This window comes from Emticicia sp. CRIBPO (assembly GCF_009905725.1).
Lineage (GTDB): Bacteria > Bacteroidota > Bacteroidia > Cytophagales > Spirosomataceae > Leadbetterella.
Window position 1 is genome coordinate 1 of the sequence record NZ_JAAAKV010000014.1, and the last position, 12,279, is coordinate 12,279.

General features: G+C 42.2%; 12 protein-coding genes. 3 read left to right on the plus strand and 9 right to left on the minus strand.

Annotation, left to right across the window (positions count from 1 at the left end; translation table 11 throughout):
• Positions 1-213: 213 nt before the first annotated feature.
• The 4 genes from GVN16_RS23130 to GVN16_RS23145 form a co-directional block, all read right to left on the minus strand.
• Positions 214-1,041, minus strand: coding sequence for a hypothetical protein (locus tag GVN16_RS23130; RefSeq protein ID WP_166566340.1), 828 nt, complete (start codon positions 1,039-1,041; stop codon positions 214-216).
• Positions 1,042-1,109: 68 nt separating this feature from the next.
• Positions 1,110-1,772 carry a class I SAM-dependent methyltransferase gene (locus GVN16_RS23135; RefSeq protein ID WP_166566341.1) on the minus strand — a complete coding sequence of 221 codons (663 nt, stop codon included), beginning with the start codon at positions 1,770-1,772 and terminating at the stop codon, positions 1,110-1,112.
• Positions 1,773-1,858: 86 nt separating this feature from the next.
• Positions 1,859-2,224, minus strand: a complete 366-nt coding sequence (locus GVN16_RS23140) for a VOC family protein (protein ID WP_205748964.1) — start codon at positions 2,222-2,224, stop codon at positions 1,859-1,861.
• 19 nt (positions 2,225-2,243) lie between these two features.
• Positions 2,244-3,224, minus strand: coding sequence for a glycoside hydrolase family 43 protein (locus GVN16_RS23145; protein WP_166566342.1), 981 nt, complete (start codon positions 3,222-3,224; stop codon positions 2,244-2,246).
• A 134-nt stretch (positions 3,225-3,358) separates the two neighbouring features.
• Here GVN16_RS23145 and GVN16_RS23150 point away from each other — a divergent pair, with 134 nt between their 5' ends.
• Positions 3,359-4,258, plus strand: a complete 900-nt coding sequence (locus tag GVN16_RS23150; protein ID WP_166566343.1) for a DNA-3-methyladenine glycosylase — start codon at positions 3,359-3,361, stop codon at positions 4,256-4,258.
• 1 nt (position 4,259) lies between these two features.
• On the opposite strand, the gene GVN16_RS23155 is transcribed toward GVN16_RS23150, so the two are convergent.
• The 4 genes from GVN16_RS23155 to GVN16_RS23170 are packed head-to-tail and all read right to left on the minus strand — an operon-like array spanning position 4,260 to position 6,646.
• Positions 4,260-4,946, minus strand: coding sequence for an alpha-ketoglutarate-dependent dioxygenase AlkB (locus tag GVN16_RS23155; RefSeq protein WP_310587466.1), 687 nt, complete (start codon positions 4,944-4,946; stop codon positions 4,260-4,262).
• Positions 4,834-5,088, minus strand: a complete 255-nt coding sequence (locus GVN16_RS26310) for an Ada metal-binding domain-containing protein (RefSeq protein WP_166566345.1) — start codon at positions 5,086-5,088, stop codon at positions 4,834-4,836. Before GVN16_RS26310 ends, GVN16_RS23155 begins: the two co-directional genes overlap by 113 nt.
• Positions 5,088-5,834, minus strand: a complete 747-nt coding sequence (locus GVN16_RS23165; protein WP_229244327.1) for a 2OG-Fe(II) oxygenase — start codon at positions 5,832-5,834, stop codon at positions 5,088-5,090. The genes GVN16_RS26310 and GVN16_RS23165 overlap by 1 nt, the downstream gene beginning before the upstream one ends.
• Positions 5,804-6,646 carry a methylated-DNA--[protein]-cysteine S-methyltransferase gene (locus GVN16_RS23170; protein ID WP_166566346.1) on the minus strand — a complete coding sequence of 281 codons (843 nt, stop codon included), beginning with the start codon at positions 6,644-6,646 and terminating at the stop codon, positions 5,804-5,806. Before GVN16_RS23170 ends, GVN16_RS23165 begins: the two co-directional genes overlap by 31 nt.
• A gap of 337 nt (positions 6,647-6,983) precedes the next feature.
• Between GVN16_RS23170 and GVN16_RS23175 the strand changes: the two genes are divergently transcribed.
• Positions 6,984-9,944 (plus strand): DNA polymerase III subunit alpha, encoded by a 2,961-nt coding sequence (locus GVN16_RS23175; protein ID WP_166566347.1) that lies wholly within the window; start codon positions 6,984-6,986, stop codon positions 9,942-9,944.
• Positions 9,945-9,956: 12 nt separating this feature from the next.
• On the opposite strand, the gene GVN16_RS23180 is transcribed toward GVN16_RS23175, so the two are convergent.
• Complete coding sequence (locus GVN16_RS23180; RefSeq protein WP_166566348.1) at positions 9,957-10,727, minus strand: LexA family transcriptional regulator; 771 nt, start codon at positions 10,725-10,727, stop codon at positions 9,957-9,959.
• Between the two features lie 221 nt (positions 10,728-10,948).
• Between GVN16_RS23180 and dinB the strand changes: the two genes are divergently transcribed.
• The gene (gene dinB, locus GVN16_RS23185) at positions 10,949-12,193 is read left to right on the plus strand and encodes a DNA polymerase IV (RefSeq protein WP_166566349.1); all 1,245 of its coding nucleotides are present in this window, start codon (positions 10,949-10,951) and stop codon (positions 12,191-12,193) included.
• Positions 12,194-12,279 lie beyond the last annotated feature (86 nt).

Below are 12,279 nucleotides of genomic sequence, written 5' to 3' on the forward strand. Positions count from 1 at the left end.
CTGAGGCTTTTTTGTGTTTAAATCTACCAGAGAAAGGAAAAAGGGATCAGAATGGCTCCCAAGGGCCAGTCTGATAGATTGAAAGCTTCAGTAGAAATACTCCTTAAGTGGGGAATATGAATGGAATTGCTTGAAGCTTGTCGTTTAAGATTTATCGCTTTACCAAAACAGAAGACAAGATCTTTGTCCCATTCTCCTTTGTGCCTTACCAAATCAATGAGACTTTACATAACGCTTTATCTCTTCCAGTGCGTTTTTATAGCCTTTGGTAAAGCTTTTGGGATCAGAAGGGTATTTACGTATGCTTTTTACACCGGCTGATAGCATTTTAACGGCTTTGTCAGCGTCATTGGTGTCAAAAAAGATTCTGTCATACCGATCAGAAGGGTAGGGGTTAATGCCGATGCCATTGTTGTAAAAACTGAAAGGGGAGTTAAGATGGCTTAGGGTAAAGGAAGAATATTTCTTTTCATCAATGAGCGAAAAATAGCCTATCATATAATCAAGCTGGCCAATAACCCTTTTTTTGATCTGCTCCTGATTTTCTCTGTTCTTTGGTCTTAGCCTCCATTTGTTTTCTTCCAGGCTTAAAAGGTCTCTTTTTCCGGATTTGTAATAGTCATCTATCACCAGGAACAACTTCATTTCGTGTTTCTTATCAGGAAATCCTGTCAGGGTTAATTGTTCAAATTCTCCGCGGTCATTTTGTTTTCTTGTGATGTCCAGAAACAGGTCTCCAAGCCCGTTGAGGTTGAGAATTAAAAGATCTTTCGTTTTAAACTGATATTTTCCATAAGAGAATATCCCGTTGGGAGATAACACCGTTACGGTATCATTATCATTAAATTTGATATGGGATTCACTCAGCAATGACTTATTCGAATGATCGAAATCCGTCGACAAAGCAGAATTGATATCACTCGTGATATCAACCCCGTTGACTTCTATTCTGACGATCTTAAAAGTGGTTACTGTTTTAGGTATTCCATTGCAACTGGCGAGACTAAGATAAACTAAAGCTAAGACGAACAGATTCCTCATTTATAATTGTTAATGATTTTCAGGCTAAAAAAATATCAGTATAGTACCAATTACAAATTTATAGTATTTTATGACAAAGGTTTAGCACTTGTCAGAATAATGAAGTTTCTTTTAACAGCTTCGCCCGTATTACTTTTTATGTCTTCAGTTTTTGTTTTTACATCTGCGATCAAAAATCCCGCATCTGAAAGCAGTCTTTCTGCATCGTTAATATCATATAAACGGAATCCGTATACCGTAAATGGGAGGGCCTTCATAAAATCTTTTTCGGCAAAGGTCAGATAAAATTTCCCCCCGGGTTTCAGGACACGTAAAATCTCATTGGCATAATCCGGGGGCTCTTCCCAGAAATAGAGAGTATTGACTGTGAAAATTTTATCATAGGTGCCGGATTCAAAGTCTAATATTTTGCCATTGCTGAGTTTAAAGTCTGCAAAGCCCGTATCGATAAAGTCTTTATTGATACGCCTGGCTTCAAGAATCATGGTTTCAGAGATGTCAATTCCTGTGTAATGTAAATCCGGGGTTTGTTTGACAATGGATTCGAGGTGGCTGCCGTTTCCCGGGCCTATTTCGAGTATTTGTTGGCCAGCACCGATGTTCATGGCATCTATAGTTGAATGAATCATGTTTGAATTGGTGAGATTCATGTTTTCACCTGTTTTGATACCATTCTCTCCTTCGGGGCAGCTAAGCTGTTGGGCCAGGCTTTTAAAATCTTCTTCTGTCATTGATATTTCCGGTTGCTGTGTTAAAATTACGACGGCTTTCAGGAAGAAATCCGGGGTTACTCCGGCACGGTTCAGGGCTTAGTGTTTTACACTTCTATATTTTCCCCGAATTGCAGGATATAGCCATTGTTGTCGTAGATCGCGAACTCTCTCATGCCGTAATCAAAATTCTCAAGTTCATACACCACTTTTACATCATCCCTGAGCTTGTTCCAGAGTTCGTCCACATTATCGGTACGAAAATAAAAAGAACCTGTAAAAACAGGTTCTTTAAAAGGTAAATGAGCATTGGGCAGAGAAAACATGATTTCAACCTCATCTTTAAAAAGAGAAGCCCATCCGTCTTCGACACTTTGTCCACCGGCTGTAAACCCTAGTTTTGAGGTATAAAATGCTACGGATTCTTCCAAATTGACTGTATAAAGCATCGGGCTGAGATTCAGTAATTTCATAGCATTTTTTGTTTGAATGTTATTTGAGTTTCTTTTTTTCGACCCCTTCAGTCGTGATTACAACAGGCTTTATCAAACCGTTTTCATCAAAATACATACGGTCTATACAGGTTTCTCTTGAATTACCGTCGGTTTCGTTCAATGGTCTTCTGTGGTAAACGATGTACCAAAGGTCGCCGTCAGGGTTATGAATCACAGAGTGATGTCCGGCACCGGTTGCTATCTTAGGGTTTTGCTGAAGAATCTTACCTTCTCTTTTAAACGGACCAAAAGGAGTATCGGCGATGGCATAGGCTACGCTGTAATTGGGGCCTGTCCAGCCGCCTTCTGACCACATAAAATAGTATTTACCGTTTCTTTTAAACATAAATGGTCCTTCTACATAGTTTTCGGGGGTGATTTCCTTGAATATTGTACCGTCTTCATAAGGGATGAAACCCGTGAAATCATTATTCAGCCTGGCAATGTTACAATGTTTCCATCCACCATAGATCAGATAATACTGGTCGCCGTCTTTATAAACAAACTGGTCGATGGGCTGAGCTCCGTTGTGGAATTTATCGACGAGCGGTTTTTTAAGGTGATCTTTAAACGGGCCGGCAGGGTTATCAGCCACAGCCACTCCGATTCCTCCGTATTCTTTATCACTCTGGATGTCGTTAGCTCCGAAAAACAGGAAGTACTTTTTATCTTTTTTTATGATAGAGGGAGCCCAGATGGCACGTTTGGCCCATTTGACAGCACTGGTGTCCAGAATTTTTTCATGTTTTGTCCAGTTGACAAGGTCCGGAGAAGAAAAAGCATCAAAGAAGACCTGTTTGCCGTAAGGGGCTGAAAAAGTAGGGTAAATCCAGTATTTTTTATCGAAAACTATGCCTTCCGGATCAGCGTACCACCCTGGAAAAACAGGATTGCCTGCCAGTTGTTTTTTGCTTTGTTTTTGTGCAGAAAGGTGAAGACTTAATAGGAATATGAGCAGAAATCCGGTTATTTTTTTCATTTAAAAGGCAAATGTTTTGATTGAATTTGAATAATAAGTCCAAAAATAACCTATAAAAGCGTTTCTCCATATTTTTATTCATAAAAAGCAATAAGCGGGTACTGTATTCCAAAGCACATCTGTAATTTTGGATAATGAGAAATGAAGAGAGCATACTGATTCCGACACCACCCCAGTTCAGTTTTGAGGAGTGTCTGTGGTTTCTTAACCGTAATTTTGATGATTGCATGCTGACAATCAGAGATCATTGTATTTATAAGGCATTGCAGCTGAACGGGGAGAGGGTGCTGATCAGGGTAAGTGAGGCAGAAGGAGCAATAAACGTTGATATTCTGCTGGGATCAATCGATAAAGGGGTACTGACAAGCTATATTTCAGAGTGGTTTGACCTGGAAAGAGATATTCAGCCGTTTTATACCTTACTGGCCGCAGAGCCGTCAATGGCCTATATGGCTGAAAAATATCAGGGTTTGAGGTTGGTAAGCATCACTGATATGTTTGAAGCGATCTGCTGGAGCATTATCGGGCAACAGATCAATTTAACTTTTGCATATAAACTAAAAAGAAGGCTGGTTGAGCTTTTCGGAAGCAAGATGGTGTATGAAGGAGAATCACATTATATTTTTCCGGAAGCAGAGGTCCTTGCTCAGATAGAGCCGGAAGAGCTTAAATCATTACAATTTTCACAAAGGAAAGCCGAGTATATCATCATTGTGGCCAGGGCATTTGCAGAAGGCATTGTCAGTAAACAAAAAGTAATGGAATTACCGGCTTTGCCGGAAAAACAAAAGCTGCTGACAGACCTGAAAGGAGTAGGCATCTGGACGGCCAATTATGTATTGATGAAATCCCTGAGGGAGCCTGCCAGCATTCCGCACGGAGATGTTGGCTTATTACAGGCCCTTCAGAACCACCGGGTCATAGAGAGAAGGGATGAAACGGAGCTTATTGCCCGGTTTTTTGAAAAATATCAGGGTTGGGAAAGTTACCTGGTGTTCTATTTATGGAGAAGCTTATCCGTCAAAGACACCTGAGTTATCTGATTATTCTGAACGTAAGGTTGATCCTGGGACCAGAGACTTTACTTGTTTTAGGGATGTGGTGTTCCCAGAAATGTTGGGTTGGCCCTTTCATCAGTAAAAAACTGCCGTGGGTTAGTTCTACAGAAACGACTTCTTTTTTGTCCCGGTAATTTCTCAGTTTGAAAATCCGGGTTGCCCCCAAACTGATCGAGCCGATCACAGGATTGCCTCCTAGTTCTTTCTCGTTGTCACGATGCCAGCCCATACTGTCTTGTCCGTTCCGGTACAGGTTAAGCAAAACACTGTTGAATGCAACTTGTGCCACACCTTCAATTTTCGTCTTTATGTTTTTCAGTTCGTCTGTCCATTGATGCGGATGCATGGTAATGCCCGAATAAGTGTACGGTTTGTCGCCATGCCATGAAGTGAGGCGGGGCTGCATTACCTCTTTGCCGAATATCTTTATAGGTTCCTGTTTCCATGGAATCGTTTCTGTGAGGGTATCGAGATAGAAATCACTTTCCTGCTTTTCAAAGAAAGCCGGGAAAAACAAGACCTCCCCGTCATGGGAAAGTATGTTGTGGTTATCAAACAGGTTTTGTTGCATCTTGCTTCCATAATTGGTATTCCTTTGGCATACAGTGGCCGCAGGGACGATATTGTAAAGATTCTGCTTCGTGGACAGAACTGAAAAATACACGGTTGGTTCTTTTCATGCGTTTGCCTGACTTACATTTTAAACGGCCATATATCTTTAATTGTTTGTTGCCGCCCAGTACTATCGTTTTGTTTCTGAGGCGATGTCTCAGTTCGCTGTCGCTGATGTGTTCATGATACCACATCAGCTTAATGCGTCATGGAAAATGATGCCCAACGTATGTCTTTCTCCTTCGTGGACTTCGCTCACACCATGCTTTATATTGACCCTGTAGTAGCCTTTTGTGCCTTTTACCGGTCTGAAACTGGTAGTGAACATAAGCATATCTCCCTTTTGAGGATGCAACACGATGGCTTTAGACTGGGCTCTCGGGGTTTGCTGTAAGAGAACAAATTCGCCTCCGGTATAATCTTCACCGGGCTCGTTCAGGAACAAAACCAGCTGGATGGGGAAGAATACATCACCATACAGATCCTGGTGTAAAGTATTATGACCACCTTTCCCGTATTTCAGGATCAGCACAGTCGGTTTATTCTGACCGTTGCTCTGACATAGAAGCTGAAGTTCAGGAAAAGTTTCCGGAAAACCGGTATTAATGCCCAGGACTTTCATCCATTGATTGGCTACAGGGGCAAGTTTCGGGTAGATAGAGGCCCTGATGCCCTGAATCAGATCAGGTAACGGATACCGGAAATATTTATATTCGCCCAGACCGAACCGGTACCGCTCCATGGTGATGGTTTTACGGTAATTTCCGGGGTCATGATAAGCTTTAATAAGGCTTTGGCATGATTCCTCCTGTAAAAACCGCGGCACAAGAGCAAATCCGTTTTGATGAAGCTGGCTGGTTGTCTGATCCCAATCAATGCTGTTGATTTTTTCTTTGATATCCATGGGATTTATGCGTTGAGCGTTTTTGCTGCTTCCCATCCTATCATAGCAGTTTTACGGGTACTTCCCCAATGGTATTGCCCGAAATTTCCGGTCGACTGAATGACCCTGTGGCACGGGATAATAAAGGCCACCGGATTATCGCCGATGGCTGATCCGACGGCCCTTGAGGCTTTAGGATTGCTGATAACCCGGGCAATTTCTCCGTAGGTAGATAGTTGTCCCATCGGTATTTTTAAAAGCGTTTGCCATACTTTTAACTGGAACTCTGTTCCTTTCAGATGCAGTTTTACCTGGCTGAGCTTATCCCAGTCATGGGTAAAAACATACAATGCATTCTGCTGGATAAAGTCTACTACCTGGGTGTAGCGGGCATTAGGGAAAGCCGCTTTTAATTCGCTGAATGCCTGTTCCCGGTTCTCTGCAAAAGCCATGTAGCAGATTCCCTTGGGTGTTGAGGCCACCAGGATGTCTCCGAAAGGGCTTTCGGCAAAGCTGTAGTTGATACCCAGGTTTTCTCCCCCGTTTTTAAATTCCCCCGGCGTCATACCTTCTATTTTGATAAAGAGGTCATGCAGCCGTCCTGTGCCGGATAGACCGGTTTCATAAGCTGCGTCCATTAAGGTGCTTTGCTTGTCTTTCAATATGTTTTTGGCGTGTTCAACGCTCAGATACTGCAAAAACTTTTTCGGGCTTACCCCGGCCCATTCTGTAAATAAACGCTGAAAATGAAAAGGGCTCAGGTTGATTTTTTCGGCTACTTCGTCGAGGTTAGGTTGGTCTTTAAAATGTGTTTTCAGGTAGTCAATTGCCCCGGCAATCCTGTTATAATTAAGCATGTCTTGTGTCATTGTCTTTTTGTTTAAATGATGATACAAAATTATAGCCGGAACGTGGGCCGGGAAACCCGGAAATTGCTGAGTTAATGTACCCTGTAATTCTAATAACGGACCATTGCAAAGCAACGGTTTTATCTGAATATATCCAATTCTGAATTGTTTCTGTTCCCAATATTTGACAGGTTTAAGCCGGTGTGTCCGGCTTTTTAAGATTGATATACAGCGGGTTATCTAACATTTTTAGCATTTAGAAATTTGCTAAAATAATAAGCATATTTATGCTAAAAAATTAACCATATTTGAAGTGTGAAAGAAAAAAGGAGAAATTTTTAGTTAAATCACCTGGCTTATGTATCTCAATTGTCATTCTTTTTATAGCCTTAAATACGGCACCCTTTCGTTGGACGACCTGGTAAAACAGGCTGTTAAGCGGGGTATCGAGTGCCTGGCATTGACAGATATCAATCTCACTTCCGGGGTTTTTGATTTTGTAAAGGCATGTAAGGAGGCGGAAATCAAACCCGTTATAGGCGTAGAGTTTCGGAATGGTGATGAATTTAAATATATATGCCTGGCCCGTAATACCTCGGGTTTTGCAGAGATCAATGCTTTCCTGTCCCGGCATCTGCTTGATGAAAAACCTTTTCCGTTACAACCGCCGCAATTTGAAGATGTTTTTGTGATTTATTCGCCTGAAATTCTGGATACTGCCGTTGAGTTGAAGGCGTACGAATACATTGGTATCAAGCACTGGGAGCAAAGTAATGTATTTTATCAATATAGAAACCGGCTGGATCTGAATAAATGCGTAGCATGGCAGCCTGTCACTTTTTTGCAAAAAAATCCGGGATATCATCTTCACCGTTTACTGAGGGCTATTGATCATAATGTGCTGATCACCAAGCTGCCTGCTGAGGCTCATGCGACGGCTTATGAAGAGTTTCCGGAGCCGGATTTGATAGATGAAAACTTTAAGACGTATCCTGACATTGTGAAGAATGCCGTTAAGTTACTGGATGCCTGCACATTCGAATTTGATACGGAATCTCCGAAGAATAAGAAAGTTTTTTCTTCGTCAGTGGAAGAAGACAGAAAGATGCTTCAGGAACTGGCTATTAAAGGAATGAAAAAACGCTATGGGGAGAATAATGAGGCGGCACGTGAGAGAATTGAAAGGGAACTTTATGTGATACAGGAAACCAACTTTGAGCCTTATTTCCTGATTGCCTGGGATATTATTGAATTTGCCAAATCCAGGGGATTCCATCATGTAGGCAGGGGCTCGGGAGCTAATTCGGTCGTGGCTTATTGTATTGGTATCACAGACGTGGATCCCATCAAGCTGGACTTATATTTTGAGCGGTTTATTAATCTTAGCCGTAAATCACCGCCTGATTTTGATATTGATTTTTCCTGGGACGAGCGGGATGTTATTTACAATTATATTTTTGATAAATACGGGGCAGATCATGTATGCCTGATGGCCACCTGCTCTGCTTTCAGAGGACGTTCGATTTATCGCGAACTGGGCAAGGTCTTTGGTTTGCCCAAATCCGAAATAGATGAGCTGGTCAATAATCCCGGAGGGGTTCATCGCAACGAGCATGTAAAGTATATTTTCAGGTTTGCAGAGTTGATGACTGATTTTCCTGAAAAACTCTCTATTCATGCCGGGGGAGTGCTGATCTCAGATCGACCGCTTTATCATTATACGGGTCTGCAACCTATGGCTAAGGGTTTTCCTATCTGCCAGTTTGATATGTATATGGCAGAAGAAATAGGTTTTGCCAAGTTTGATATTTTGTCACAAAGAGGCCTGGGTCACATCAAAAGTGCCGTGGACATTATCAGAGAAAACAGGGGTGTTGAAATTGATATCCATACGGTAGACCGGTTTATGGAAGACAAGGAAGTGATACGACATCTCAAAGAACATGAAACCATGGGGGCTTTTTATGTGGAGTCTCCGGCTATGCGTCAGTTGATGTGGAAGCTCGATTGCGATAATTACCTTACGTTAGTCGCAGCAAGTTCTATCATCCGGCCGGGTGTTTCGGCAAGCGGGATGATGCAGCAATACATAAAATGCCATCACGATAAGTCGGCCGTCAGGTATGCAGATGATGTCATGAAAGAATTGCTGCATGAAACTTACGGAATCATGATTTACCAGGAAGATGTTATTAAAGTGGCTCATCATTTCGCAGGTTTTGATCTTGAAGAAGCCGATATGCTGCGTCGTGCGATGTCGGGCAAATACCGGACGAGGATAAATTTTAGTACACTGATAGAAAAATGGTATACAAAGAGCAAAGCACTGGGCCGGGAAGATGCGGTCATCAGCGAAGTCTGGCGTCAGATTGAGAGTTTTTCCGGGTTTTCATTCAGTAAAGCCCACTCGGCTTCTTATGCTGTGGAGAGTTACCAGAGTTTGTTTTTGAAGGCTCATTATCCGCTGGAATTTATGGTAGCTGTGATCAATAATTTCGGGGGATTTTATTATGCTGAAATGTATATTCATGAAGCCCGGCGTTACGGAGCGGTGATTGAGGCTCCTGAAGTCAATCAAAGCCGTCATTTAACCCGTATCGAGGGAATAACCATCTGGTTGGGCTGGACACACGTGGAAGGGCTTGAAAGGAGGGTAATCAGTAAAATAGAACATTGCAGGGATGAGCGACCGTTTTATGATTTTGAGGATTTCGCAGACCGTGTCGACCCGGGACTGGAACAATTGATCATCCTGGTAAGAATAGGGGCTTTCAGGGGTATTAATGAATGTAAAAAAGAATTGTTGTGGCGGGCCAATATGCATTATCATCGTCAGTCTAAAGCTTACAAAGGAGTACCCTCTCTTTTTGGAAGTAACAGCGGGAAAAGACAGGCCCTTGCTTTGCCTGCATTTACGACGGATGATCTTGAAGAAGAATACGATCAGATGGAATACCTGGGTTTCCCGCTTTCTTCGGCGTTCAGGATGATTGCAGAACGGCCTCTCAGTAAAACTTCAGTGGCTGATCTGGCCGGTTTGCATGGCAAAATAGTAGAGATTTACGGTTATATGGTTATCACGAAGTCGATCAGGACCAAGTCAAATAAACACATGGCTTTTGGGTACTTTATAGATCATAAGGGAGAATACTTTGATACCACACATTTTCCGCAGACTATTGAAAAATATCCTTTCAAGGGTAAAGGCGTTTATTTTATGCGGGGAAAAGTTATCGTGGAATATGGATTTCCTTCTGTTGAGGTGTCTGAAATGAGGAAAGTAGAGCTTAAGCCGGATCCCAGAACGGTAACCGGATAACAGGGCATTGGATTATTTTCTCAATGTCCTGTTACGGATTTCGGCAACATCAGATTGTATGTTCAGCAGGGCATCATAAATGAGGTCTGTGATTTGTTTGTCTGAAGCATTAATACTGCATACAAAACTCCAGATCTCAAAAATTTCCTCCGGTTTGATCTGATAAGGTAAATAAGCTTTATTGTCGGAATGCAGGTGGATGTGGTTGTCAATGTCCAGTTTGTTATACAGTCTTTTATAGACCAGCCCGTCGTTCTGTGTCAGGATGATATACGTCTTACCGTCTTTGATGTCCCTGATGTTTTCTACAAACTGCCCGATGACATAGGCTCCGCTTTCGAGAGGAGGCATAGAGTCTCCGACAATAGGGAAGCCGCGGTATTTTCCGTTGAGGGTATAGGGCAGGGATATTCTCGGCAGGTTTTCGATGTAATTTTCATCACTGTAACCCTGAAGATACCCTGCAGAGGCTTTTACCGGGACGAGTTCAACCAGGTCGTTACCATCCTTGTCAACCATCACAGGAAACAGGATACGGTTGCCTCCTATTTGCAAAAGGTCACGGAGGTCATTGACTTTGGTGAGGTCGATTTTGATGAGAGAGTCTACCGAAACATTAAAATATTCGGATAGTTTTATGAGCATTTCAATGGGCGGATCAGCCCTGTGTTCTTCCCATGAGCTCAATCTTGAGCGTGTAATGTCCAGATCACTGGCCATGTGCTCCTGCGAAACACCCTTTATTTTGCGTAAATGGGCGATATTTTTGCTTATTTTCTTCATTGCTAAATATTATAGCGTAAATATGCTAAAAATTAGTGAATTGTCAAAATATTTAGATTAAAAAAAGAAGAGCATAAATGAGGACTTTGCGGTTGGTGACAGGTTCTGTTTTTTCTACAAAAATTAGCAATATTGTTTTGCTAAAAAAATGAGCGTGTTTGTGTTAAATAAATGTGCAATTTTGAATCGACTACTTATTTCGTGAATTATTTATAAAAGACATGGCAGAAAGGACTATTGCACATTTTGACCTGGATTCTTTTTTTGTGTCGGTGGAGAGGCTCAAGAACAGTAAACTGGTAGGTAAGCCTGTCATCGTAGGCGGGCAGTCAGACAGGGGAGTAGTGGCGGGCTGCAGTTATGAAGCCCGTAAGTTTGGTGTGAGCTCAGCTATGCCAACCAAGCTGGCCCGGAGGCTATGTCCGGACGCTCTTTTTATTAAAGGTGATTTTGAAAGCTATATGCAATATTCTGCCCTGGTAAGTGAAATTATGGAGGACAGGTTGCCCGTACTGGAAAAAGCTTCTATTGATGAGTTTTATGCGGATTTTACGGGAATGGATCGCTTTTTCGGCAACTTTAACTATGCTTTGGATCTGAAAAAAAGGGTGTTGAAGGAGACTGGATTGACGATTTCTTTCGGAATGTCTACCAGCAAGACGGTATCTAAAGTGGCTACCAATGAGTCAAAGCCTGACGCAAAAAGGAAAATAGATTCAGGCGATGAAAAGAAATTTTTAAGCCCTTTGCCTATTATAAGTATGCCCATGATTGGTAAAGTGAACGGGCAGCATCTCAGAAACATGGGAATCAAAACGATAGGGATGCTGAGTCAGATGCCTGTGGAGATGCTGGAGGCAGTAATGGGGAAGAACGGGGTCATGCTATGGGAGCGGGCCAACGGAATAGATGATGCTCCGGTGACGCCCTATCACGAGCGGAAATCTCATTCTAAAGAAATGACTTTTGACAAGGACACCATCGATGTGGATTTGCTGAAGTCTATTCTGGCTAAAATGATTGAAGAAATAACATTTGATTTAAGATCCAAAACCCAATGTGCGGGGCTGATTGCGGTGAAAGTGCGTTACTCGAATTTTGATACGCATACCCGGCAGGTCAATATACCGTACACTGCCAGTGATGAAACACTCCGCGAAAAAGCTCTGGAGATTTTTGATAAACTTTATGACCGCCGTTTGCTGATCCGGCTGGTAGGGGTGAGGTTCAGTAAGCTGGTGCCTGGTTATTCTCAAATTAATCTTTTTGACCGGTCGTCAGATATGGCGGGCTTATACCAGGCGATGGATAAAATAAGACTCCGGTATGGGGTAAAAGCTGTACAAACTGCTTTTGCAACGCGGCTTTATGAAAAGAAAAAAGAAGACAGGGAAGAAAGAAGAGCGGCTGAAACAGCTAGGGGATTGCCGCCGGAAAGATTACGGAATCATTATATGTCATTTTAATAAATTACCCTGTTAATCTGAAAAATGAAACAATAAATGCATCTATTGTGGGATAGATTAGTAATTTTGTCTGAGATACAGGCTTC